This window comes from Streptomyces sp. Root431 (assembly GCF_001426585.1).
Lineage (GTDB): Bacteria > Actinomycetota > Actinomycetes > Streptomycetales > Streptomycetaceae > Streptomyces > Streptomyces stackebrandtii.
This window is the reverse complement of record NZ_LMEI01000007.1, coordinates 486,047-510,404: the sequence shown is the minus strand read 5'-3', so window position 1 is coordinate 510,404 and position 24,358 is coordinate 486,047. Positions and strand designations below refer to the sequence as shown.

The following is a 24,358-nucleotide window of genomic DNA, read 5'->3' as shown; positions in this document are numbered from 1 at the left end:
CCCCACCCGATGCCTGCCGGATCCCCACCCGGCACTTGGTTGTCGCTCGGGCCGCTCAAAGCCTTTCGCTACAGGTCGTAGCGTAACTCTCCGGGGGGATCGGCGGGGAGGGCGCGAGAGCGATCCGCTCGGTGAACTGCCTCACATCACGCGCCTCTGGCGCCGTACCTACCGACGGGTATGGTCGACGTCCATGTGCAGCAGTACCCCCCGCAACAGCCGAACCGGACGCCCTCGCTCCACCGAGGCCGACACGGCCATCCTGGAGGCGACCCGCGCCGCCCTGGTCGACCTCGGCTGGTCCAAGCTCACGATGGGGGACGTCGCCGGCCGCGCCGGGGTTGCGAAGACGACCCTCTACCGCCGCTGGGCCAACAAGAACGAGCTCGTGGTGGACGCCGTCGCCGTCCTCTTCGATGAACTCGAACTGCCCGACCTGGGTTCCCTCCAGGCCGACATCGAGCACGTCGTCCTCCAGTTCGCGGCGCTCCTCGAACGCCCGGAGACCAAGACGGCCCTGATGGCGGTGGTGGCCGAGTCGACCCGGGACGCTCCGCTCCGCGAGCGCATACGCGCCTCGATCGTCGACCGCCAGAAGCGCCTCGTCCTGGCGGGCCGTCGGCGGGCGCAGCAGCGCGGCGAACTCCCCGCGGACCGCGATCCGGTCGCCGTGGACGCCACGGACGACCTCATCTTCGACGTCATCGCGGGCGCGGTCGTCCACCGCGCCCTGGTGAGCGCCGAACCGGTCGACGGCGAGTGGGTGGCCCGCCTCTCGGCCCTCCTCGTGGGCGGCCTGGGCGCGGTGGCCGCCCTCGGTTAGGGAGAGCGGCGACAGCAAGGAAGTACACGGGAACTCCCGTACCGCCCCTGCCGTCGTGTCTCTGGGCCCTAGAAGCCCGGGGGCTCCGTGTAGATGCCCCACTCGTCGCGCAGCGCGTTGCAGATCTCGCCGAGCGTCGCCTCGGCGCGTACGGCCTCCAGCATCGGGGCGATCATGTTCGAGCCGTCCCGGGCCGCCGTGAGCATCGCGTCGATCGAGGCGCGGACCTTGGCGTCGTCGCGGCGACCCTTGCGCTCGCCGAGGACCCGGACCTGCTCCCACTCGACCTCGTGGCTGACCCGCAGGATCTCCAGGTCGCCGGTGACGGAGCCGTGGGCGGTGTTGACGCCGACGACCCGCTTGTCGCCCTTCTCCAGGGACTGCTGGTACTGGAAGGCGGACTCGGCGATCTCGCCGGTGAACCAGCCGTCCTCGATCCCGCGCAGGATGCCCGAGGTGATCGGCCCGATCGGGTGCTGCCCGTCCGGGTGGGCGCGGCGGCCGCGCTCCTTGATCTGGTCGAAGATCCGCTCGGCGTCGGCCTCGATGCGGTCGGTGAGCTGCTCGACGTACCAGGAGCCGCCCAGCGGGTCGGCCACGTTGGCCACGCCCGTCTCCTCCATCAGCACCTGCTGCGTGCGGAGCGCGATCTCGGCGGCCTGCGCGCTGGGCAGCGCGAGGGTCTCGTCGAGGGCGTTGGTGTGGAGGGAGTTGGTGCCGCCGAGGACGGCGGAGAGGGCCTCGACCGCCGTACGGACGACGTTGTTGTACGGCTGCTGGGCGGTGAGGGAGACGCCGGCGGTCTGCGTGTGGAAGCGGAGCCACTGCGCCTTGTCGGTCTTGGCGCCGTAGACCTCCTTCATCCAGCGCGCCCAGATCCGGCGGGCCGCGCGGAACTTGGCGATCTCCTCGAAGAAGTCGAGGTGCGCGTCGAAGAAGAAGGAGAGGCCGGGGGCGAAGACGTCGACGTCGAGGCCGCGCGAGAGGCCCAGCTCCACGTAGCCGAAGCCGTCGGCGAGGGTGTACGCGAGCTCCTGCGCGGCCGTCGCCCCGGCCTCGCGGATGTGGTAGCCGGAGACGGAGAGCGGCTTGTACGCGGGGATGCCCTCCGCGCAGTGCTCCATGAGGTCGCCGATGAGGCGCAGGTGGGGCTCGGGCTCGAAGAGCCACTCCTTCTGCGCGATGTACTCCTTGAAGATGTCGGTCTGGAGCGTGCCGTTGAGCACGGCCGGATCGACGCCCTGGCGCTCGGCGGCGACCAGGTACATGCAGAAGACGGGCACGGCCGGCCCGGAGATCGTCATCGAGGTGGTGACGTCGCCGAGCGGGATGTCCTTGAAGAGGACCTCCATGTCGGCGGCGGAGTCGATGGCGACACCGCAGTGGCCGACCTCGCCGAGCGCCTTCGGGTCGTCGGAGTCGCGGCCCATGAGGGTCGGCATGTCGAAGGCGACGGAGAGACCGCCGCCGCCGGCCTCCAGGATCATCTTGTACCGCTCGTTGGTCTGCTCGGCGTTGCCGAAGCCCGCGAACTGGCGGATGGTCCAGGTCCGGCCCCGGTAGCCGGTCGCGTGGAGTCCCCGGGTGTAGGGGTACTCACCGGGCCAGCCGATGCGCTCGAACCCCTCGTAGGTGTCGCCGGGCCGGGGCCCGTAGACGGGCTCCACGGCGTCGCCGGAGAGCGTGGTGAAGTCGGCGTCCCGCTTGCGGGCCTTGTCGTAACGGGCCTGCCAGCGACGGCGGCCTTCCTCGATGGCGTCAGCGTCCATGACTCGAATTTACTAGGACGTCCTAGTAAATGTCGATGGCCAACCGCCCGGCGCGGCGCGCGGGGCGGGGAATCAGGCCTCGGTCAGACCTTCACGGCGGCCGGAGAACCGTCCGTGACCAGCGGCAACGTGTCGCGGACGACCTTGCGCTCGACGAAGAAGGCGGCGAAGGGAATCGTCCCGGAGAGCAGCACCCACAGGAGCTTGCCGAACGGCCACTTGGCCTTGGAGCCCAGATCGAAGGCGAAGACCAGGTAGATGATGTAGAGGACGCCGTGGGCCTGGGAGACCGCGAAGGTCACGTCCTCGCCCTTGTCGAACCCGTACTTGAAGATCATGCAGGTGCACAGCACGAGCAGCATGACGGCGGTCACGTAGGCCATGACGCGGTAACGGGTCAGCACGCTGGATTTCATGCCGTCGAGCGTAACGGCACGTTCCGGGCGATCTTCGCGCGGGTCAGCCCTCGTCGAAATCGTGCGCGCTCACCCGCAGCGGCCGCAGCATCGCGAAGATCTCGCCGCATTCCTCGGCGTCGTACGCACCGAGACCGAACTCCATATCCATCAAGTCGCGGGTCGCGGACTCGACCACCTCGCGCCCCTTCTCGGTGATGGTCGCCAGGGTGCCGCGGCCGTCGTTGGGGTTCGGACGCTTGTCGACGAGGCCGGACTTCACGAGCCGGTCCACGGTGTTCGTCACCGAGGTGGGGTGCACCATCAGCCGCTCGCCGATCTTGGACATCGGCAGCTCGCCCGCCTTGGAGAAGGTGAGCAGGACCAGGGCCTCGTACCGCGCGAAGGTCAGCCCGTACGGCTTGACGACGGCGTCGACCTCCGCGAGGAGGATCTGGTGGGCGCGCATGATCGAGGTGATCGCGGCCATCGAGGGGACCGGGCCCCAGCGCTTCTGCCAGAGTTCGTCGGCGCGGGCGATGGGGTCGAAGGGGAGACTGAGCGGCTTCGGCACGCGTCGACCTTACCCATGGGGAACTTGACGGTCAGCCCCGTCTCACTTCTCGGTCGCCGCGGAGGCCCTCAGCTCCGCCGCGGCGGCGAGCAGACAGAGCGTGCCGACGACGCCCGTGCCCGCGACGACCGTGTGGACGGGGGCGAACTCGGCCGCGATCCCGGCGCCCGCCATGCCGATCCCCTGGACGGTCATCATGCCCGCCGTCATCAGGGTCATGGCCCTCCCCCGCTGCTCCTCGGGGACGGCGGCGACGAACCAGGCGTCGAGACCGAGGGTGTACGCGCCGGTGGCCCCCGCCAGGAAGAGCGCGGCGACCGCGAGGGCGACGCCGGGCTCGGGGGCGTACAGGAGATAGGGGAGGACGCCGGTCACCGCGAGCGGGAGCACGATCCGGGAGCGGGTGGCCGCACTGAGGAAGGACCCGGCGAAGAGCTCGCCCGCGATGGTGCCGACGGGCAGCGCGCACATGAGAAGCCCGAGGGCGGCGGTGGAGACGCCGATCTCGTCGGCGTAGGGGGCGGCGAGCGCCTCGGGGACGACGGCGAAGAGCGGCGGCACCCAGAACATCAGCATCAGGGCGCGCACGCGCCGGTTCCGCAGGACGGCCCAGGTGCCGGAGAGCCCGGCGGCGGCGGACGCGGCGGCGCGGGCGGGGCGGCGGGCGGTACCGAGGCGCAGCAGCAGCGCCGAGACGAGGAAGGTGACGGTGGTGACGGCAAGGGCGCCGCGCGGCGGGACGACGGTGAGGAGGACGCCGCCGACGGCGAAGCCGGCGAGGAGGGCGCTCTGCGAGACGATCCGCAGGAGGGAGCGGCCGAGGACGAAGAGGTCGCCCTCGCCCAGGATGTCGGCGAGGGTCGCCATCCGGGTGCCGTTGAAGACGGGCGAGACGACGGCGATGGCGCAGCGCAGGACGAGCAGGACGGCGACGGGGGTCGCGGGGACGACCATCGCGGCCACGCAGGCGGAGCAGACGAGGTCGCAGACGACGAGGATCCGGCGGGGCGGGAGACGGTCGGTGAGGCCGGCGAGGAGGGTGCCGCCGATGAGGTAGGGGAGGAAGCCGAGGGCGAAGGTGAGGGAGGAGAGGAGCGGGGAGCGGGTGAGGTCGTAGACGAGCACGGTGAGGGCGAGTTCGCTGACGACGACCCCGAGGAGGGAGAAGAGGTGCGCCACGAAGACGAACCGGAACTCCCGCACCCGGAACACGGCCCGGTAGCCGGGGCGGTCGGCCGGGCCCGCGGGTGGCTCCGGGGCGGCGGCGGGCAGGGAGGCGGCGGGGGAAGCGGGGCCGGTGAGGGAGGTGGTGGGAGAAGCGGGACCGGGCAAGGACGCGGCCGGGGAAGCGGGATCGGGCAGGGAGGTGGCGGGAGAAGCGGGATCGGGCATGGCGGCAGCGTGCCGTCGGGTGGTGCCCGCGCCCTAGACTTTCGGCTCCACGCGAATGTTCCTGCGACCCCGGTTCCGGCGTTCCGACGTCCGGAGTGAGAGGCCCCCGTGCCGTACCACCTGCGCTTCGGCGAGGCCGATCCCCTGCGGATCCGGTTCGCGATCTCGCCGCTCTGGGAGACGCACTCCGCCGTGCGGGTCCTCGCGCGGCCCGGGAAGCAGAGCTACCACCTGCCGTGGATGCGGCGGATCGCGGGCGCCGCGCGGGGGCTCGACCTCGGGCCGCTCCAGCTGCTCATGCCGCTCCGCGGGCACAGCCCGGACTTCCTCTACCCGCCGCCGCTGGGGCCCGCCGCCACCTTCGACGAGGAGATCGCCGCCGTGCGGGAGACCGACCCGGCCGTCGCGCTCATCGACTTCGAGCGGGCGCTCGCCGAGACGCCGGGGGCGGCCGGTACGGAGGAGGGGCGGCGGCTGCTCGCCGATCCGGCCGACGGGGTGCGGCGGCTGACCGTGCTCCTGGAGGCGGCCTGGGAGGCGCTGATCGCCCCCGAGTGGCCCCGGCTGCGGGCGCTCCTGGAGGCGGACGTGGCGTACCACTCGCGCCGGCTCGCGGAGGGCGGGCTCGAACGGCTCCTGAGCGAGCTGCACCCGGCCTTCGCCTGGGCCGCCGAGACCGCGACCCTCCAGGTCGCCTACGCCGGGGAGCACGACCGTCCGCTGGACGGGCAGGGGCTCGTCCTCATGCCCTCGGTCTTCACCTGGCCCGATGTGGTGAGCGGTTTCGACCCGCCGTGGCAGCCGACCGTGGCCTATCCGGCGCGCGGGATCGGCGGGCTGTGGGCCGAGCCCCGGGACCGGACTCCGGAGGCCCTCGGGCGCCTCCTCGGCCCGGTGCGGGCGGACGTGCTGTGCGCGCTGACGGAGCCGATGGGGACGACGGCGCTGGCGCATCTCCTCGGCCGGGCGGCGTCCACCGTCTCCTCCCATCTGGCGGTGCTGCGGGACGCGGGACTCCTGGCGTCCCGGCGGTACGGCCACCAGGTGCTGTACGAGCGGACGCCGCTGGGGATCGCGGTGTCGCAGCCCGGAAGCGAATGACCGTCATGCCACGATGGCCCCGATTGTCCCGTACCTCCCGTGTACGCCCGCCGTACCCGACGTACCCGACCCTGGGGGCCGGATGTCCCGCCGCACCGTCACCGCCGCCGCCCTGACCCTCGTCTCCGCGCTGCTCCTGACCGGATGCTCCACGGACGAGTCCCCGAGGACGCCCGTCGGCCCGCCCTCCGCGGCCGGCGAGGGCTCGGCGGGCGAGGCGCCGGCCCCCTCCGCCGGTTCCCCCTTCTGGGTCGACCCGGAGAGCGACGCGGCGAAGCAGGTCAAGCGGTACGAGGCGGAGGGCAGGACCGAGGACGCCGAGGTCCTGAAGCGGATCGCGGAGCGGCCGGTCGCGGACTGGCCGGCCGGGGACGACCCCGTCCCCGAGGTGACGCGCGCGGTCCGGGGCGCGGCGGCAGACGGCCGGACCCCGGTCTTCGTCGCGTACAACATCCCGCACCGCGACTGCGGGATGTACTCGGCGGGCGGCTCGCACGACGCGCAGGCCTACCGGAACTGGGTCGACGCCTTCGCCTCCGCGGTCGGGGACTCCCCCGCGATCGTCGTCCTGGAGCCGGACGCGGTGCCGCACATCGTGGACGGCTGCACCCCGGCGCAGTACCACGACGAGCGCTACCTGCTGCTATCCGAGGCGATCGAGCGGCTCAAGCGGCAGCCGCGCACCCGGGTCTATCTGGACGCGGGCAATCCGGCGTGGATCGACGACCCGGGCAAGCTGGTGGAGCCGCTGCGGCGGGCGGGCATCGCCCGCGCCGACGGCTTCTCGCTGAACGTCTCCAACTTCCAGACGAACGACACGGTGAAGGGCTTCGGCTCGACGCTCTCGGGGCTGCTCGGCGGCACCCACTTCACGGTGGACACCAGCCGGAACGGCGACGGCCCCCTCCCGGGTGACCGGGCGGAGGCCTGGTGCAATCCGCCGGGCCGGGCCCTCGGCGTACCGCCGACGGACCGGACCGGGGACGAGCTGGTCGACGCCTATCTGTGGATCAAGCGCCCCGGCGACTCGGACGGTCAGTGCCGGGGCGGCCCGGCCGCCGGGACGTGGTGGCCGGAGTACGCCCTGGGCCTGGCGCGGCGCGCCAAGTCATAGGCGCCTCCGTCCTCACCCCTCCCCCACCTGGATCCACTTCGCCTCGCTCGGGATGCCGTTCGCGTCCGCCACGAAGAGCATGTACCAGCCGGGCGGCACGAGCGTGCGGTCCTGCGGTACGGCGACGGTGACGGTCTTGCCGTCCTGCCCCTTCGTCAGGCCGAGCTCCACCGAGCGCTGTTCGACGTCCGTCGTGTGGGTGACGGCGCTGGGCCGCATCAGCCGGGCCTTGACGATCCGCCCGGCGTCGGCGGTCCTGAAGGTGGCGCGGCCGTTCTGGTCGAGCTCCTGCGGGCCCTCGCCCAGGGCGGGCCGGTCGGTGCCCGCCTGATGGAGGTAGGGCGGGGTGAAGACCTCGATGCGCTGCTCGAACGTACCGAGCTTGGTGTTGTCCTTGTCGTCGAAGAGCGGGTCGGAGCCGAAGGTGGCGACCCGGCCGTCGGGGAGCAGCAGCGCCTCGGAGTGGTAGTTGCGGCCGACGGTGGGTTCGGCGGCCTCGGTGAAGGCGTTGGTCCTGGGGTCGTAGAACTGCGCCTTGAGGATGTCGCTGCCGCTGCGGCCCCGGTACTGCTCGGACCCGCCGCTGGTGAAGACGGTGTCGTCGGGCAGCAGGACGCTGCTGAGGTAGCGGGTGCCCTGCGGGAGCGCGGGTCCGTCGGTGAAGACGGGGCTGTCCTTGGAGAGGTCGACGATCGAGGTGCGGGCGGTGGACTTCGGGGACTCGCCGACCCCGCCGCCGCCGAGGACCATGACCTTCTGGTCCTGGACGGGCGGCAGCATCAGGGAGGCGGAGGTCTCCAGCTGGTCGGGGGCGGTGAGCCCGCCGAGCTTGGTGAAGGAGTTCTTCTCCAGGTCCCACAGGCCGGGTTCGCGGCCCTTCTCGGCGGGGCCGTAGCCGGCGTTGGAGCCGGTGTAGAGGAGCTTGCCGCCCTTGGTGAGGAAGAGGGCGGGGTAGGTGGGGAAGTAGCGGAAGGGGCCCCTGGACCACTTCTTGGTCTCGGGGTCGTAGATCTCGTTGTCGCCGGGGACGACGTCGCCGACGTCGTTGAGCCCGGAGACGGCGAGGACCTTGCCGTCGCCGAGGGTGACGAGGGTGGGGTACCAGCGGGCGTCCTTCATGGGGGCGACGGGGATGTACCTCTCGGCCTTCGGGTCGAACTCGTAGGCGCCCTTGATGCCCTGGAAGTCCTGCTTCTCGGTGGTGAGCTTCTGCGCGAGGCCGTAGACGTTGTCGGCCTCCTCGCCCTTGAGGCCGACGACCTCGTACTGCGCGGCCTCGGTGGTGAGGGCCTGCGGGCCCGCCTTCCTCGCCTCGACGAAGACCCGCGACTCGGCGGCGGTGACCTTGGTCTCCCAGGGCTTCATCTGGCCGCTCTTGAAGTACGAGATCTCGAACTCGCGCTTGGCCTTGGGGACGGTGACGTCGAACTTGGAGACGTACTCGATCCCGGACGGCGAGCGGAAGACGGTGCCCTTCTTGAGGGTGACCGCCTTGTCGGGGCTCTCGTTCTTGACCCGCATGCCGCCGCCGGCCTTCTCGACGCCGTCGCCGAGGACCTCGTAGCGGGCGGTGCCACCGGCGACGAGCAGCCGTCCGTCGGGGAGCTGGGTGTGGCCGGAGCAGAAGAAGTCCACGGGGGTGGGGATCTTCTTGAAGGTGTTCTTGGCCGGATCCCAGAGGATGGTCTCGAAGGTCCCGGCGTCGAAGTTCTTCTGGTCGTTGCCCGAGCCGGCGATCAGCAGCACCTTGCCGGTGTGCAGGAGGGCCGCGTGGATGGCGTTGATGCGGTACTCGGCGGGGACGTCCACCTCCGCCCAGGAGCCGAACTCCTTCCGGTAGCCGGGCTGGGCGATCTTGTACGCGTGGTACTTCTCCTCCGCGAAGGAGACGGCGGCGGGGGCGTTCAGCGCGGCGAGGACCACGACGGCCCCGCTGCCGAGCAGCGTCTTCTTGAACTTCTTCGACGGCCGGTAGGCCATGGCTCAGTTCCCTCCGGTGGTCGTCGGGGCCGGTGCGGCAGGCGTGGGCGGAATGGCGGCCGGGAGGACGGTGACGCCTTCGCGGGCGTCCGCGAGGCCGCGGCTGCGGGCGCGTGCCCGTGCGCGGTCCCGGACGCGCTGCACACGCCGGGCCCGTACGGTCGTCCAGGCCCAGAGGGAGACCGGGGTCAGGGCGACGACCAGGGCGAGGGACGCCCAGGTGCGCATGGCCGCGTGGGTGTGGCCGTAGTGGACGGAGGCGACGAGCGAGGCGATGAGGATCACCGCCCAGTAGAGGTGGATGCGGAAGGTGGTGATCCGGTCGGGGCTGGCCTCACCGCCCTTGGGGGTGACGACGAAGCGCCCGCGGGTGCGGAGGGCCGCGGAGCCGAGGGACTTGAGGTAGATGGGCGCGGAGAGCGCGGACATCGCCATGCCGGCGAGGCCGCCGGAGCCCTCGGGTTCGTGCGGGGAGACGTTGTGCCGCCGGTTCCAGAGGTAGAGCCCGATCTGGAGGGCGACGGCGTCGCTGTAGATCATCAGCCAGACCTGGGTGGAGACCTGGGTGCCGGAGGCGCCGAGCCAGAGGTAGAGGACGCAGCTGAGGATGCCGACGAACCAGTTGACGGCCGTCATGGGGTAGTAGACGAGCATCAGCGTGTAGTTGAGGAAGCGCCCCGGCGGAGTGCGGAAGGGCGCCTTCCAGAACTGCTTGACGATCGTTTCGTACGTGCCCCGGGACCAGCGCAGCTGCTGGGTGAAGAAGTCGGTCCAGGAGGCCGGGCCCTCGCCGACCGCGAGCACGTCGGGGGTGTAGACGGAGCGCCAGAAGTGGCCGGTGCGCGGGTTCTTCCTGCGGTGCAGTTCGAAGCCGGTGGCCATGTCCTCGGTGACGGAGTCGTACAGGCCGCCGATCTGCTTGAGGGCGGAGATCCGGACGATGTTGTTCGTGCCGACGAACATGGGCGCGCGGTAGCGGTTCCCGGCCCGCTGGATGAGGGCGTGGAAGAGGAACTGCTGCGACTCGGCGGCCTTGGTGACGATGCTCGTGTAGTTGCCGTACACCTGCGGTCCGACGACGAAGGCGATGTCGGGGTCGCGGAAGTAGCCGAGCATCCGCTCCAGGAAGTTGGGGAGCGGGACGTGGTCGGTGTCGACGGAGGCGAAGAAGTCGTACTCGTCCCCGTGCATGGCGAGCCAGGCGTTGTAGTTGCCGTGCTTGGTCCTCGCCTTGTGCACGCCCTTCTTGCGGTTCCACTCGGGGACGCCGGCGCGGGTGAAGTGGCGGACGCCGAGCTCGGCGCAGAGCGCCTTGGCGTCGGCGGAGTCGCCCTCGTCGAGGAGCCAGACGTCCAGCGGGCCGTCGTGCCGCAGCCGGACGGCACCTTCGAGGGTGCCGCGGACCATGGAGAGCGGTTCCTTGCCCGGGACGTACGTGGTGAGGAAGGCGACGCGGGTGCCCGGCTCCTCGTGGACGGGTATCGGGTCGCGGGCGACCATCGTGGCGTGGGCGATCGACGTGACGTTCACCAGCATGAAGAAGCAGATGAGGCCGATCGACACGAGCATGACGGTGTCGAGGTGGACGAGCCAGCGTTCGCCGCCCTCGCGGACGGTCCAGTGGCTCGGCCAGACGAGATAGGCGAGGAGCAGCGCCGACAGGACAGGCGCCAGGCACATGAGCAGGACGGCTCGTATTCGGTGCGGCTCCTTCGAGAGCAGACTTCGGTACTGCACCGTGTAGGCCGCCGGGTCCGGGTCCGGGTCCGTGAGCGGACCGGCGAGTCGGCTGTAGGTGTCGTAGTCGTAGCCTCCCGGCCGCACGGTGCCTCCAGCTGTCGTCGAACGGGTCGATACCCCAACAAAAGGGGAGATCGTTCGGCGTGTCGACTGGAGTAGTCCGAGTGGGCGTCCTTACCGGCCGCGGCCGCTCTGCCATCGCAGCGTGTACGTGACGGCCTTCCGCGCGACCGGGTTCAGCTCCTCCACCGCGGCCATCAGGGCGCCGAGCTGCTCGAGGGCGGTGAGCGCGGCCTCCGCGCCGGCCGGGTCGACGCCCTCGTACAGTTCGAGGCCGACGAAGGAGGCGGCGACGGCGCGGGCGAGGCCCGCCGGGTCGGTGAACTCGGCGAGCGGGGTCCCGGCGAGGACGCGGACGAGGACCTGCTCGATCTCGGCGATCCACAGGTCGAGCCCGGCGGCGGTGGCCGGGGCGAGCCGGGGGTGGGTCTGGGCCCCGGCGAGCAGCTGCCCGAGGACGGCGACGTGTCCGGCGTCCCGCTCCTCGGCGTGCATCTCGCGCCCGAAGGCGAGGAGCTCGGAGAGGCTGGTGACGGAGCGGAGCCGCTCGCGGTGGCGGGCGACCCGCAGCTCGGCGCCGCGTCGGCAGGCGGCGGCGAGGAGCTCGTCGACGGAGCCGAAGTGGTAGAAGACGAGGGCCTGGTTGACCCCGGCGGTGGTCGCGATGGCGCGGGCGGAGGCCTTGGCGATGCCCTGCTCGACGAGGGTGCGCAGGGCGCCGTCGAGCAGCTTGTCCCGGGTCTCCTGGCTCCGGGCGTCCTGGCCCTTCGCTCCGGCGGCGGCCTTGCCGACCACGGTGTTCCCGCTCACGCCCGTACCTCCTCGCGCACCGGGCGCAGCCCCGCGCGCACCCCGTGGGAGCCTACGTCGGCGTACTCGGCGGTGAACGATCCCTCGTAGCCGAAGAGCGGGCCGAAGTACCGGTTCACCACCCGGACGTTGATGCGGAAGCGGCCGGTGCGCTCGTCGAAGGACTCGCGGACCTCGGCCCGGCCGCCGATCAGTTCGGGGACGCGCACGTCCAACGGGCCTTCGCGGAAGCGGTGTTCGCCGGAGGTGATGAGGAGGGAGCCGTCGGGTTCGGCGGACGGGTGCAGGTCGCTGGCGAGGTGCTGGTGGGTGCCGAGGTAGTCGAGGACGCAGTCCCGCTCGGGGCTGTGGACCATGGTGGCGTCGAAGCGCCGGGGGCCGCCGGGCAGGGCGAAGGTCCGGACGAAGGTGACGGTCTCCCGTCCGTACGAGTCGGCGTACGGCACGTTCTCGATGACGAAGGGGACGTCCCGGCCGGTGCGGGGCAGCAGGATGTTCCGCAGCCCGCCGACCGCGAGGAAGGGCTTCACGAAGGCCCTGCCGTGCCAGACACGGTCCATGACGCCCCGCCCGACGCACAGTTCCCCGCTCGCGAGCCCGACGGAGAAGCGCCGCTGGAGCTCGGGGTGGAGGCGCTCGAAGGCGGCGTCCCCCATGGCCGTACGGAAGATCGAGGTCACGGCTGCTCCAGGGTGGCGAGGAGCCGGGGCTCCCGGGTGCGGGCGGGCGGGACGCGCAGGCAGCGCCGGGCCGCGGGGGCGCGTGACGAGGGCGGTACGAGGACGGCGGCGGCGAGTCCGAGGACGGTGAGCGGCACGGCGTCGAGCGACACGAGCCCCAGGGGCAGCCGGGTCAGGGTGATCGGCACGGCCACGAGCAGCACCCGGACGAGGAGTTCGAGCAGCCAGCGGTTCCGCGAGCGCTCCGGGGTGATGCCCCGCTCGCACCAGAGCCGCAGCCGGTCGAAGGACCAGGCCGTGGCCCAGCCCATGAGGGGCCGGAGGACGAGCCGGTCGGCGGCGCGGCCGAGGAGGCCCCAGCGGGGCCGGTAGTCGTAGCCGGTGAGGAAGCGGACGCCGTCGGCGGTGGGCACGTACCTCCAGTAGCCGCTGCCCTCGGCGAGCAGCGACAGCGGGTGCGGCGAGGCGAAGCGGAGGGCGGAGACCCGCTCGCCGCCGGCCCGGTGGCGCTCCCCCGCGGAGACACCGGTGCCGGCGACGGTCAGGAAGGGCAGGACGCGGGTCGCGTACCGAAAGTGCTGGGCCTCGCCCTCGGCCCGCGGGAGGTAGGAGATCTCCGTGAACCTCAGGTCCCAGCGCTGGTGGCGCTCCGGTTCCTGCGTGCGCTCCCAGAGCGTCTCCAGGTCCGCGCGCACGCGCGTCTCGATGTAGAGACCCATTGGTGTTCCCCCAGCTCATCCGGCATCTTGAGCGACCGCTCAAAACTGCCCGCGAGTGAAGGTAACCGATTTTGAGCACTCGCTCAACCAGTACATACGAAGAGACCCCCGGTCCTGGATCAGGACCGGGGGTCTCGACTGTTCCGCTTCGGCGTCAGGCCCCGAGGTGGCGCTCCACCGTCTCGACCTTCGAGGTCAGACCGTCCGTCACGCCGGGACGGATGTCCGCCTTCATGACGACCGAGACGCGCGGCGCGCGGGCCTCCACGGCGGCGACGGCACGCTTCACGACGTCCATGACCTCGTCCCACTCGCCCTCGATGGACGTGAACATGGCGTCGGTGCGGTTCGGGAGCCCGGACTCGCGGACGACCCTGACGGCCTCGGCGACGTACTCGCCGACCTCTTCCCCCACACCCAGCGGGGTGACCGAGAACGCGACGATCACGCCTTCACCGCACCCTCGGCGCTCGCCGCGCGGGCGCGGGAGGCGATGACCGCGTCGGCGGCCTCGCGCTTCAGCTTCCGCTCGGCGTAGAAGCCGCCCAGCGGCAGCACCGAGAGGACGAAGTAGAGCGCCGCGGTCCCGAAGCTCCACTTGGTGCGGTTCCAGGCGTCCAGCCAGAAGAGGACGTACAGGATGAACAGCACGCCGTGGACCGCACCCATGACCGGCACCGCGTTGAAGTCCGTCGTCCGCTTGAGCACCGAGCAGACGAGCAGAAGCAGGAACGAGACGGCCTCCGGCGCGGAGACGAGCCGGAGCCGGTGGAGGGAGGAAGCGGTCTTGATGTCCACGGAGGGGGTCACCTTCGTTCGATCTTGTGAACGGATGCACAAGGGCCCGTCCATTGTGCACGCCGACTTTGCTGTCTCTTTATCCGGGTCCCCAGTACCTTCCTTGGGTGGCAACGTTCCGACTCCAAGGCAGCAAGGTGCTCGCCGTCTCCATGACGGGCGACGCCGTCAAGGCGAAGAACGGCTCGATGGTCGCCTACGACGGCCAGATGGCGTTCAAGAAGATGAGCGGTGGCGGTGAGGGCCTGCGCGGCATGGTGACCCGCCGGCTCACCGGTGAGCAGATGGAGGTGATGGAGGTACGCGGCCAGGGGACCTGCTGGTTCGCCGACCGGGCCTCCGAGATCAACCTCGTGTCCCTGCACGGCGAGAAGCTCTGGGTCGAGGCGAGCAATCTGCTCGCCACCGACGCGGGGCTGCGCACCGGCACCACCTTCACGGGCCTGCGCGGCGGCGCGACCGGCAACGGCCTCTTCACCACCACCGTCGAGGGCACGGGCCAGGCGGCGATCACGTCCGACGGCCCGGCGGTGGTGCTGCGGGTGACCCCTCAGTACCCGCTCCAGGTCGACCCCGGCGCGTACATCGCGCACCAGGGCAACCTCCAGCAGCACTTCCAGTCCGGTGTGACCTTCCGCACCCTCATGGGCGAGGGCGGCGGCGAGGCCTTCCAGATCCGCTTCGAGGGGGACGGCCTCGTGTACGTCCAGCCGAGCGAGCGGAACACGATCGGGGGCGACGTCTGATGCCGTTCCGCGAGATCAACTCGAAGATGGTCGAGGCGACCGTCATCCCCGGGCAGCGGATGTTCAGCCAGCGCGGCGCGATGCTCGCGTACCGCGGCGACGTCACTTTCACGCCGAACATGGCGGGCGGTCAGGGCGGCGTGATGTCGATGATCGGCCGCCGGGTGGCCGGCGAGGCGACGCCACTGATGACGGTCGAGGGCAACGGCACGGTGATGTTCGGGCACGGCGGCCACCACATCCAGGTGATCGGGCTGACGGGCGACACCCTGTACGTCGAGGCCGACCGGCTCCTGGCCTTCGACGGCACCCTGGAGCAGGGCACGATGTTCATGGGCTCGCAGGGCGGGGTCATGGGCATGGTCCGCGGCCAGGTGACCGGCCAGGGCCTCTTCACCACCACCCTCAAGGGGCACGGCGCGGTGGCCGTCATGGCGCACGGCGGGGTCATCGAGCTGCCGATCACCCCGGGCCGCCCGGTCCACGTGGACCCGCAGGCGTACGTGGCCCACCACGGCGACGTACGGAACAAGCTCTCCACCGCGCTGGGCTGGCGCGACATGGTGGGGCGCGGCTCGGGCGAGGCGTTCCAGCTGGAGCTGAGCGGGAGCGGCGCGGTGTACGTCCAGGCCTCGGAGGAGAAGCTGTGAGCACCCCGGTGATCCACGACCCGACGACGCTTCCGTCGGACGACAACGTGAATCCGTACACCTTCTGCGTGGAGCTCAAGGGATCCCAGTGGTTCCTGCAGAAGGGCAAGATGATCGCCTACTACGGGCGGATCGAGTTCAACGGGATCGGGCACGGGCGGCTCGACCGGCTGGTCAGGACGTCGTTCCACTCGCCGCTGCACGCGAGCGACTGGGTGGTCGCCGAGGGCAGCGGCAAGATGCTGCTCGCGGACCGGGCCTTCGACGTGAACTCGTTCGACCTGGACAAGGGCAACCTGACGATCCGCTCCGGCAATCTGCTCGCCTACCAGCCCACGCTCGCGCTGAAGCAGTCGATCGTGCCGGGCTTCGTGACGCTGATCGGCACGGGCAAGTTCGTGGCCGCGTCGAACGGCCCGGTGGTCTTCATGGAGCCGCCGATGCGGGTGGACCCGCAGGCCCTGGTCGGCTGGGCGGACTGCCCCTCGCCGTGCCACCACTACGACCACGGCTACATGACGGGCGTGATGGGCGGCGTACGGGCCCTGACGGGGATCGGCGGCACCTCGGGCGAGGAGCACCAGTTCGAGTTCGTGGGAGCGGGTACGGTACTGCTCCAGTCGACGGAGCTGCTCATGGCGGAGCGGGCGATCGGCGGGCCGCCGGCGCAGGCGGGAGTCCCGGGCGGTCACGGGGCACACGGTTCCGGCCAGAGCGTGCCGGGTTCGGTACCGCGTCTTCCCGGCCAGCTCGGTGACCTCCAGCGTCGCTTCGGGCTGTGAGCGGTAGTCTGCGGAGTGTGACGTCCTCGAACGCACGCTCCCAGATTTCGTAAAGCATTCAACTTCTTAGGTAGAATCCATACATGGAGACCGAGACGGCCACCCCGTGGCTCACCGACGGCGAGCAGTGCGCCTGGCGCACGTTCCTCGACGTCCAGAGGATGCTGACGCACCAGCTGGAGAAGGACCTCCAACCCTTCGGCCTGACGATGAACGACTACGAGATCCTGGTGAACCTCTCGGAGTCGGCCGAGCGCCGGCTCCGCATGAGCGACCTCGCCACGGCCACCCTCCAGTCGAAGAGCCGGCTCTCCCACCAGATCACCCGGATGGAGAACGCCGGACTCGTACGCCGCGAGAACTGCGAGTCCGACCGGCGCGGGCTGTACGCCGTCCTGACGGACGACGGCATGGAGACCATGCGCAAGGTGGCCCCGCACCACGTCGAGTCGGTGCGCAGGCACTTCATCGACCAGATCGGCGCCGACGCCCTCGGTGACCTCCACGAGTCGCTGAAGCCGATCGCGGAGCAGCTCCGCGGGCGGCGCGGCAAGCCGTAGCCGACCCGTACGAGGAAGGGCCTCCCCGGATCGCCGGGGAGGCCCTTTCTCGTCTTCCGGGACTCAGTTGCCCGTCAGGCTCGCGACCAGCTCGTCGGAGGCCGCGTACGGGTCGAGGTCGCCCGCGACGATCCGCTCTGCGAGGGCGTCGAGGCGCCGGTCGCCGTGCAGATCACCGATGCGCTCGCGCAGGGCCGTGATGGTGATCGTCTCGACCTCGCGCGCCGCACGGGACCGGCGGCGCTCCGCGAGCACCCCGTGCTCCTCCATCCACGCGCGGTGCTTCTCCAGGGCCTCCACGACCTCGTCGATGCCCTCGCCGCGCGCCGCGACCGTCTTGACGATCGGCGGCCGCCAGTCACCGGCGGACCGCGCCTCGCCCAGGCCCAGCATGTGGTTGAGCTCGCGGGCGGTGGCGTCCGCGCCGTCCCGGTCGGCCTTGTTGACCACGTACAGGTCGCCGATCTCCAGGATGCCCGCCTTCGCGGCCTGGATCCCGTCGCCCATGCCCGGGGCGAGGAGGACGACCGAGGTGTCGGCCTGGGAGGCGATCTCCACCTCGGACTGCCCGACGCCGACCGTCTCCACGAGGATCACCTCGCAGCCGGCCGCGTCCAGGACGCGGATGGCCTGCGGGGCGGACCAGGCGAGACCGCCCAGATGGCCGCGGGTGGCCATCGAGCGGATGTAGACGCCCGGGTCGGAGGCGTGCTCGGACATGCGGACCCGGTCGCCGAGCAGCGCGCCCCCGCTGAACGGCGAGGACGGGTCGACGGCCAGGACGCCGACCCGCTTGCCCGCCTTCCGGTACGCGGTGACGAGCGCCGAGGTCGACGTGGACTTGCCGACGCCGGGCGAGCCCGTCAGGCCCACCACATAGGCGCCGCCGGTCAGCGGCGCGAGCGCCGCCATGACCTCGCGCAGCTGCGGGGACGCCCCCTCCACGAGCGAGATCAGCCGGGCCACGGCCCGCGGCCGGCCCTCCCGTGCCTGGGCGACGAGTTCGGGGACGTCCACCATGTGCGCTGCTCCTTAAGGGCCGGGACTACTTGCCGTTGCCGGGGACGCGAACGATCAGCGCGTCGCCCTGGCCGCCGCCGCCGCAGAGGGCCGCCGCGCCGACGCCGCCGCCGCGCCGCTTGAGCTCCAGGGCGAGGTGCAGCACCACGCGGGCGCCGGACATGCCGATGGGGTGGCCCAGGGCGATCGCGCCGCCGTTGACGTTCACCTTCTCGGGGGTAACGCCGAGGTCCTTCATTGACTGGACGGCGACCGCGGCGAAGGCCTCGTTGATCTCGATGAGGTCGAGGTCCTCGACGCCGAGGCCCTCCTTCTTGAGGGCGTGCAGGATCGCGTTGGACGGCTGCGACTGGAGCGAGTTGTCCGGGCCCGCGACGTTGCCGTGGGCGCCGATCTCGGCGATCCACTCCAGGCCCAGCTCCTCGGCCTTGGCCTTGCTCATCACGACGACGGCGGCGGCGCCGTCCGAGATCTGCGAGGAGGTGCCGGCGGTGATGGTGCCGTCCTTGGCGAAGGCCGGGCGGAGCTTGCCGAGGGACTCGGCGGTGGTCTCGGCGCGGATGCCCTCGTCCTTGGAGAAGACGACCGGCTCGCCCTTGCGCTGCGGGATCTCGACCGGGGTGATCTCGGCCTCGAAGATGCCGTTCTTCTGCGCGGTGGCGGCGCGCTGGTGCGAGAGGGCGGCGATCTCGTCCTGCTCGGGGCGCTTGATGCCCAGGCGGGTGTTGTGCTTCTCCGTGGACTCGCCCATGGCGATGTTCTCGAAGGCGTCGGTGAGGCCGTCGTACGCCATCGCGTCGAGCATCTCGATCGCGCCGTACTTGTAGCCCTCGCGGGACTTCGGCAGCAGGTGCGGGGCGTTGGTCATCGACTCCTGGCCGCCGGCGACGACCACGTCGAACTCACCCGCACGGATCAGCTGGTCGGCGAGCGCGATGGCGTCGAGGCCGGACAGACACACCTTGTTGATGGTGAGGGCCGGGACGCTCATCGGGATGCCGGCCTTGACGGCGGCCTGGCGCGCGGGGATCTGCCCGGCGCCCGCCTGGAGCACCTGGCCCATGATCACGTACTGGACCTGGTCGCCGCCGATGCCCGCACGGTCGAGGGCGGCCTTGATCGCGAAGCCGCCGAGGTCCGCGCCCGAGAAGGACTTGAGCGAGCCGAGCAGGCGACCCATGGGCGTGCGGGCGCCCGCGACGATCACTGAGGTGGTACCGGTCGTTCCAGACATGAGGCACGGCCCCTAGGGATGAGGAGTGAACGAGGGTTTACCGCCAATGTACTGAGGGGCGCGCTGCGCGGTCACCGGCCAGCCGGTGTGATCGCGCGCACGTTGCGTAACCGCCTTCCTGGCGATGGACTAGGGGGCATGCTGACGCGAATCGACCACATCGGGATCGCCTGTTTCGACCTCGACAAGACTGTCGAGTTCTACCGTGCGACGTACGGTTTCGAGGTCTTCCACTCCGAGGTCAACGAGGAGCAGGGCGTCCGCGAGGCCATGCTCAAGATCAATGAGACCTCGGACGGTGGGGCCTCCTACCTCCAGCTCCTGGAGCCGACCCGGGAGGACTCGGCGGTGGGCAAGTGGCTCGCCAAGAACGGCGAGGGCGTGCACCACATCGCCTTCGGTACTGCGGACGTCGACGGCGATGCCGCGGACATCCGCGAGAAGGGCGTCCGCGTCCTCTACGACGAGCCCCGGATCGGCTCGATGGGCTCCCGCATCACCTTCCTGCACCCCAAGGACTGCCACGGTGTGCTGACGGAACTGGTCACCTCGGCCAAGCCGTCCGCTGACCACTCCTCAGCGGAGCACTGACCTCCGGATTCCTGGCCCGGTAGAGTGGGCGACTCCGGGCCGGGGCCGGTCGGGGCCGCTCTGCGTGGCACCGAAGTCGGGATGTCGGGGTCGTCCGATCTGCCACGATTCCCCGGGGGTCCGTTCTCGTCGGTGAGGACGGTGCTCGTTGGAGTGCGAACAGGGTTGGGGTATCCCCTGCTCGGAGAGCTCGGGGAAGGATGGACCGCGCAGTGCGGGGCTACGAACGCCAGGAGAGCCACCGAGCTGAAGACGACCATCTCGCCAGGTTCGAAGCCGAGATGGACCGGCTGAAGACCGAGCGCGAGAAGGCCGTCCAGCACGCCGAGGACCTCGGATACCAGGTCGAGGTCTTGCGTGCCAAGCTCCACGAGGCGCGCCGCACCATCGCGTCCCGTCCCGCCTACGACAGCGCGGACATCGGCTACCAGGCCGAGCAGCTGCTGCGCAACGCGCAGGCGCAGGCCGAGCAGCTCCGGCAGGACGCCGAGCGCGAGCTGCGCGAGGCCCGCGCCCAGACGCAGCGCATCCTCCAGGAGCACGCCGAGCACCAGTCGCGGCTCCAGGCCGAGCTGCACAACGAAGCGGTCCAGCGCCGTCAGCAGCTTGACCAGGAGCTCAACGAGCGCCGCCAGACCGTCGAAGCGCACGTCAACGAGAACGTCGCCTGGGCCGAGCAGCTGCGCGCCCGTACGGAGTCCCAGGCCCGCCGCCTGATGGAGGAGTCCCGCGCGGAGGCCGAGCAGTCGCTCGCCACCGCCCGCGCCGAGGCCGCCCGGCTCGCCGAGGAGACCAGCCGCCGCGTCGGTGCCGAGGCCGAGTCGGCCCGCGCCGAGGCCGAAGCGATCCTGCTGCGCGCCCGCAAGGACGCCGAGCGGCTCCTGGGCGCCGCCTCCAGCCAGGCCCAGGAGGCCACCAGCCACGCCGAGCAGCTCCGCTCGACGACCACCGCGGAGACCGACCAGGCCCGCCGCCAGGCCACCGAGCTCTCCCGCGCCGCCGAGCAGCGCATGCAGGAGGCCGAGGAGAAGCTCCGCCAGGCCCGCGCGGAGGCCGAGAAGGCCCTCACGGAGGCCAAGGAGGCCGCCGCCAAGCAGCTCGCCTCCGCGGAGTCGGTCAACGAGCAGCGCACCCGCACCGCCAAGACGGAGATCGCCCGGCTCGTCGGCGAGGCCACCAAGGACGCCGAGACCCTCAAGGCCGAGGCCGAGGAGAAGCTCCGCGAGGCGACCGCCGAGGCCGAGAAGCTGCTCTCGGAGGCCTCCGAGAAGGCCCGTACGGCCGTGGCCGAGGACTCCGCCGCCGCGCTCGCCAAGGCCGCGCGCAACGCCGAGGAGATCCTCACCAAGGCGTCCGACGACGCCCGCGAGACCACCCGCAAGGCCTCCGAGGAGGCCGAGCGGATCCGCCGCGAGGCCGAGGCCGAGATGGACCGGCTGCGGACCCGGGCCGAGGAGCAGGCCGACGAACTGCTCGGTTCGGCGAAGGACGACACCAAGGAGTACCGCGCCAAGACGGTAGAGCTCCAGGAGGAGGCCCGCCGGCTGCGCGGCGAGGCCGAGCAGCTGCGCGCCGAGGCCATCGCCGAGGGCGAGCGGATCCGCGGCGAGGCCCGCCGCGAGGCCCTCCAGCAGATCGAGGAGGCGGCCGGCACCGCCGAGGAGCTCCTCACCAAGGCCCGTACGGACTCCGAGGAGCTCCGCACCAAGGCCGGCGCCGAGAGCGAGCGGGTCAAGTCCGAGGCCGTGGAGCGCGCCCAGACGCTCCGCGCGCAGGCCGAGGAGACCCTGGAGCGCACCCGCGCCGAGGCCGAGCGGCTGCGCGCCGAGGCCGAGGAGCAGGCGGAGTCGGTCAAGGAGGCGGCCGAGGAGGCCGCCGCCGGGCTGCGCGCGGACGCCGAGCGGGCCGCCGAGGCCCGCCGCGCCGAGGCCGCCGAGGAACTGACCCGGCTGCACACCGACGCCGAGACGAAGGTGGCGGCGGCCGGCCAGGAGCTGACCGACGCCCGCGCCGAGAGCGAGCGGATCCGGCGCGAGACCGCCGAGGAGACGGAGCGGCTCCGCACGGAGGCCGCCGAGCGCATCCGTACGCTCCAGGAGCAGGCCGAGCAGGAGGCCGAGCGGCTGCGCGCCGAGGCGTCGGCCGACGCGTCCACCGCGCGCACCGAGGCCGAGGCCGCCTCCGTACGGCTCCGCACGGAGGCCGGCGAGGAGGCCGAGCGCCTGAAGTCCGAGGCGCAGGAGACCGCCGACCGGGTGCGGGCCGAGGCCGGGGCCGCCGCCGAGCGGGTGGCCGCCGAGGCCGCCGAGGCACTGGCCGCCGCGCAGGAGGAGGCCAACCGGCGCCGCCGCGAGGCCGAGTCGACCCTGGAGTCGGCCCGCGCCGAGGCCGGCCGGGAGCGCGAGCACGCCCGTGAGCAGTCCGAGGAGCTGCTCGCCGCCGCCCGCAAGCGCGTCGAGGACGCCCAGGCCGAGGCCCAGCGCCTGGTCGAGGAGGCGGACGCGCGGGCGACCGAGATGGTCACCGCCGCCTCGCGAGCCGCCCAGGAGGTGCGGGACTCGGTGGCCGGTCTGCGCGAGCAGGCCGAGGAGGAGATCGCCGGGCTGCGCAGCGCCGCCGAGCACGCCGCCGAGCGGACGCGCACGGAGGCGCAGGAGGAGGCGGACCGGGTCCGGGCCGACGCGTACGAGGAGCGGGAGCGGGCGTCCGAGGACGCCTCCCGCACCCGGGCGCGCGCCCAGGAGGAGTCGGAGGCCGCGAAGGCGCTGGCCGAGCGGACCGTCGGCGACGCGATCGCCGAGTCGGAGAAGCTGCGGGCGGACACCGCGGAGTACGCGCAGCGGGTACGGACCGAGGTGACGGACTCGCTCGCCTCGGCGGAGCAGGACGCGGCCCGTACGCGGGCGGACGCCCGGGACGACGCGAACCGGATCCGTTCGGAGGCCGCCGAGAAGGCCGAGACGGTGGTCGGCGAGGCTCGTGCGGAGGCGGACCGGATCGGCGCCGAGGCCGAGCAGGTCCTCGACGAGGCCCGCAAGGCCGCCGACAAGCGGCGCAGCGACGCCGCCGAGCAGGCCGACACCCTCGTGGGCGAGGCGACGAGCGAGGCCGAGCGCGTCACCGCCGAGGCGCTCGCGGAGGCCGAGCGACTCACGACCGAGGCCGCCGAGCTCCTGGAGAGCGCCGAGCAGGACGCGCGGCGGCTCCGTACCGAGGCCGAGCAGGTCAAGGCCGACGGGGAGGCGCACGCGGAGGCGCTGCGGGCCGCGGCGATCGCCGACGGCGAGCAGGTCCTCGACGAGGCGCGCAAGGCCGCCGACAAGCGGCGCAGCGACGCCGCCGAGCAGGCCGACGCGCTCATCGCGGAGGCGACGAGCGAGGCCGAGCGGCTCACCGCCGAGGCGATCGAGCTCATGGAGACGACCGAGCAGGACGCGCGGCGCCTTCGTACCGAGGCCGAGCAGGTCAAGATCGACGGGGAGGCGCACGCCCAGGCGCTGCGGACGGCCGCCCTCGCCGACGGCGAGCAGGTCCTCGACGAGGCCCGCAAGGCCGCCGACAAGCGCCGCTCCGACGCCGCCGAGCAGGCCGACGCGCTCATCGCGGAGGCGACGAGCGAGGCCGAGCGGCTCACCCGCGAGGCGGGCGAGCTGTCCGACGCGGTCACGGCCGACGCGCGTGCCGAGGCCGAACGGATCGCGGCGGAGGCCGCCGAGCAGGCCGCCCGGACCGTCGCCGAGGGCGAGCGGGCCAAGGCCGAGGCGGAGGCCGCGGCAGAGGCGACGGTGGCCGCCGCGCAGCAGGACGACGAGCGGATCCGCAACGAGTCGGAGCGGCTCAGGGCGGACGCCGAGGCGGCGGCCGAGCAGATGCGGTCGGAGGCCCGCGAGGAGGCGGACCGGACGCTCGACGAGGCCAGGGACGCCGGCGCGCGGAAGCGTTCGGACGCGGCCGAGCAGGCGGACCAGCTCATCGCCAAGGCCCAGGAGGAGGCGCTGCGCGCCACCACCGAGGCCGAGACGCAGGCGGACACCATGGTCGGCGCGGCCCGCAAGGAGGCCGAGCGGATCGTCGCCGAGGCGACCGTCGAGGGCAACTCCCTGGTGGAGAAGGCCCGTACGGACGCCGACGAGCTGCTCGTCGGGGCGCGCAGCGACGCGACGGCCATAAGGGACCGGTCCGAGGAGCTGCGGGCCCGCGTCGAGGGTGAGATCGAGGAACTGCACGAGCGGGCGCGGCGCGAGAACGCCGAGCAGATGAAGACGGCCGGCGAGCGCGTCGACAAGCTGGTCAAGGCCGCCACGGAGCAGCGCGCCGAGGCGGAGGAGAAGGCGAAGGAGCTCGTCTCCGAGGCCAGTTCCGAAGCGAGCAAGGTCCGCATCGCGGCGGTGCGGAAGGCGGAGGCGCTCCTCAAGGAGGCCGAGCAGAAGAAGGCTTCGCTCGTCGCCGAGGCCGAGGGCATCAAGGCGGAGGCCGAGCAGCTGCGGGCCGAAGCGGAGGCCGAGGCCGAGCGGACCGTCGACGAGGGCAAGCGGGAGCTGGAGGTGCTCGTGCGCAGGCGTGAGGACATCAATGCCGAGATCTCCCGTGTCCAGGACGTACTGGAGGCGTTGGAGTCTTTCGAGACACCGTCGGCGGGGACAAAGGACGGGCTCAAGGCGGGTGCGTCGACGGGGGCCACTCGTTCGAGCGGCAAGTCCCTGGACGGCTAGCCACTCGAAAGGCTGGACATTCTCCAGATCAAACGGGCATACGCTCGATGACACGCCGCTTCGGCCCCTAGGATTCCCTCTAACACCTCACCGGTCTCATTCGACAGG

22 protein-coding genes are annotated in these 24,358 nt (G+C 71.8%); 9 read left to right on the top strand and 13 right to left on the bottom strand.

Annotated elements, in window-relative coordinates; genetic code table 11:
* The first annotated feature begins 193 nt into the window (after positions 1-193).
* On the top strand, positions 194-823 hold the full coding sequence (locus tag ASC82_RS09590) for a TetR/AcrR family transcriptional regulator (protein WP_024755254.1): 630 nt from the start codon (positions 194-196) through the stop codon (positions 821-823).
* A 68-nt stretch (positions 824-891) separates the two neighbouring features.
* Here ASC82_RS09590 and ASC82_RS09585 read toward each other — a convergent pair whose 3' ends face one another.
* The 4 genes from ASC82_RS09585 to ASC82_RS09570 all read right to left on the bottom strand — a co-directional run bounded on the left by ASC82_RS09585 (position 892) and on the right by ASC82_RS09570 (position 4,953).
* On the bottom strand, positions 892-2,592 hold the full coding sequence (locus ASC82_RS09585; protein WP_056644174.1) for a methylmalonyl-CoA mutase family protein: 1,701 nt from the start codon (positions 2,590-2,592) through the stop codon (positions 892-894).
* An 83-nt stretch (positions 2,593-2,675) separates the two neighbouring features.
* On the bottom strand, positions 2,676-3,008 hold the full coding sequence (locus ASC82_RS09580; RefSeq protein WP_056644172.1) for a DUF3817 domain-containing protein: 333 nt from the start codon (positions 3,006-3,008) through the stop codon (positions 2,676-2,678).
* Positions 3,009-3,051: 43 nt separating this feature from the next.
* Positions 3,052-3,561, bottom strand: coding sequence for a MarR family transcriptional regulator (locus tag ASC82_RS09575; protein WP_024755257.1), 510 nt, complete (start codon positions 3,559-3,561; stop codon positions 3,052-3,054).
* 42 nt (positions 3,562-3,603) lie between these two features.
* Positions 3,604-4,953: an MFS transporter gene (locus ASC82_RS09570; protein ID WP_242427618.1), complete on the bottom strand. Its 1,350-nt coding sequence runs from the start codon at positions 4,951-4,953 to the stop codon at positions 3,604-3,606.
* Positions 4,954-5,061: 108 nt separating this feature from the next.
* Between ASC82_RS09570 and ASC82_RS09565 the strand changes: the two genes are divergently transcribed.
* Both ASC82_RS09565 and ASC82_RS09560 read left to right on the top strand, forming a co-directional pair.
* Positions 5,062-6,054, top strand: coding sequence for a DUF5937 family protein (locus ASC82_RS09565; protein ID WP_056644170.1), 993 nt, complete (start codon positions 5,062-5,064; stop codon positions 6,052-6,054).
* Between the two features lie 82 nt (positions 6,055-6,136).
* Positions 6,137-7,168 (top strand): glycoside hydrolase family 6 protein, encoded by a 1,032-nt coding sequence (locus tag ASC82_RS09560; protein ID WP_056644168.1) that lies wholly within the window; start codon positions 6,137-6,139, stop codon positions 7,166-7,168.
* Positions 7,169-7,180: 12 nt separating this feature from the next.
* On the opposite strand, the gene ASC82_RS09555 is transcribed toward ASC82_RS09560, so the two are convergent.
* The 7 genes from ASC82_RS09555 to ASC82_RS09525 form a co-directional block, all read right to left on the bottom strand.
* Complete coding sequence (locus tag ASC82_RS09555; RefSeq protein WP_056644166.1) at positions 7,181-9,148, bottom strand: kelch motif-containing protein; 1,968 nt, start codon at positions 9,146-9,148, stop codon at positions 7,181-7,183.
* Between the two features lie 3 nt (positions 9,149-9,151).
* Positions 9,152-10,972: a cellulose synthase catalytic subunit gene (locus ASC82_RS09550; RefSeq protein ID WP_056644164.1), complete on the bottom strand. Its 1,821-nt coding sequence runs from the start codon at positions 10,970-10,972 to the stop codon at positions 9,152-9,154.
* 90 nt (positions 10,973-11,062) lie between these two features.
* Entirely contained in the window at positions 11,063-11,743 is a 681-nt protein-coding gene (locus ASC82_RS09545; protein WP_056644918.1) for a TetR/AcrR family transcriptional regulator, read from the bottom strand.
* Between the two features lie 11 nt (positions 11,744-11,754).
* The gene (locus tag ASC82_RS09540; protein ID WP_056644162.1) at positions 11,755-12,438 is read right to left on the bottom strand and encodes a DUF4166 domain-containing protein; all 684 of its coding nucleotides are present in this window, start codon (positions 12,436-12,438) and stop codon (positions 11,755-11,757) included.
* On the bottom strand, positions 12,435-13,157 hold the full coding sequence (locus tag ASC82_RS09535; RefSeq protein ID WP_056644160.1) for a hypothetical protein: 723 nt from the start codon (positions 13,155-13,157) through the stop codon (positions 12,435-12,437). The genes ASC82_RS09540 and ASC82_RS09535 overlap by 4 nt, the downstream gene beginning before the upstream one ends.
* A 154-nt stretch (positions 13,158-13,311) precedes the next feature.
* Positions 13,312-13,605 (bottom strand): MTH1187 family thiamine-binding protein, encoded by a 294-nt coding sequence (locus ASC82_RS09530; RefSeq protein WP_056644158.1) that lies wholly within the window; start codon positions 13,603-13,605, stop codon positions 13,312-13,314.
* Entirely contained in the window at positions 13,602-13,955 is a 354-nt protein-coding gene (locus ASC82_RS09525) for a DUF3817 domain-containing protein (RefSeq protein WP_056644915.1), read from the bottom strand. The genes ASC82_RS09530 and ASC82_RS09525 overlap by 4 nt, the downstream gene beginning before the upstream one ends.
* Before the next feature lie 107 nt (positions 13,956-14,062).
* Here ASC82_RS09525 and ASC82_RS09520 point away from each other — a divergent pair, with 107 nt between their 5' ends.
* The 4 genes from ASC82_RS09520 to ASC82_RS09505 all read left to right on the top strand — a co-directional run bounded on the left by ASC82_RS09520 (position 14,063) and on the right by ASC82_RS09505 (position 16,693).
* The gene (locus ASC82_RS09520; RefSeq protein WP_056644156.1) at positions 14,063-14,701 is read left to right on the top strand and encodes an AIM24 family protein; all 639 of its coding nucleotides are present in this window, start codon (positions 14,063-14,065) and stop codon (positions 14,699-14,701) included.
* Complete coding sequence (locus tag ASC82_RS09515; protein ID WP_024755272.1) at positions 14,701-15,351, top strand: AIM24 family protein; 651 nt, start codon at positions 14,701-14,703, stop codon at positions 15,349-15,351. Before ASC82_RS09520 ends, ASC82_RS09515 begins: the two co-directional genes overlap by 1 nt.
* The gene (locus ASC82_RS09510; RefSeq protein ID WP_056644155.1) at positions 15,348-16,133 is read left to right on the top strand and encodes an AIM24 family protein; all 786 of its coding nucleotides are present in this window, start codon (positions 15,348-15,350) and stop codon (positions 16,131-16,133) included. The genes ASC82_RS09515 and ASC82_RS09510 overlap by 4 nt, the downstream gene beginning before the upstream one ends.
* A gap of 83 nt (positions 16,134-16,216) precedes the next feature.
* Entirely contained in the window at positions 16,217-16,693 is a 477-nt protein-coding gene (locus ASC82_RS09505) for a MarR family transcriptional regulator (RefSeq protein ID WP_056644153.1), read from the top strand.
* Positions 16,694-16,756: 63 nt separating this feature from the next.
* Here ASC82_RS09505 and meaB read toward each other — a convergent pair whose 3' ends face one another.
* Both meaB and ASC82_RS09495 read right to left on the bottom strand, forming a co-directional pair.
* Entirely contained in the window at positions 16,757-17,713 is a 957-nt protein-coding gene (gene meaB / locus ASC82_RS09500) for a methylmalonyl Co-A mutase-associated GTPase MeaB (protein WP_024755275.1), read from the bottom strand.
* A gap of 25 nt (positions 17,714-17,738) precedes the next feature.
* The gene (locus ASC82_RS09495; RefSeq protein WP_056644150.1) at positions 17,739-18,947 is read right to left on the bottom strand and encodes an acetyl-CoA C-acetyltransferase; all 1,209 of its coding nucleotides are present in this window, start codon (positions 18,945-18,947) and stop codon (positions 17,739-17,741) included.
* Positions 18,948-19,085: 138 nt separating this feature from the next.
* Here ASC82_RS09495 and mce point away from each other — a divergent pair, with 138 nt between their 5' ends.
* Both mce and scy read left to right on the top strand, forming a co-directional pair.
* A complete protein-coding gene (mce, locus tag ASC82_RS09490) occupies positions 19,086-19,538 on the top strand; it encodes a methylmalonyl-CoA epimerase (RefSeq protein ID WP_056644148.1) in 453 nt (150 codons plus the stop codon).
* A 200-nt stretch (positions 19,539-19,738) separates the two neighbouring features.
* A complete protein-coding gene (scy, locus tag ASC82_RS09485; protein ID WP_199862504.1) occupies positions 19,739-24,250 on the top strand; it encodes a polarized growth protein Scy in 4,512 nt (1,503 codons plus the stop codon).
* Positions 24,251-24,358: the final 108 nt, after the last annotated feature.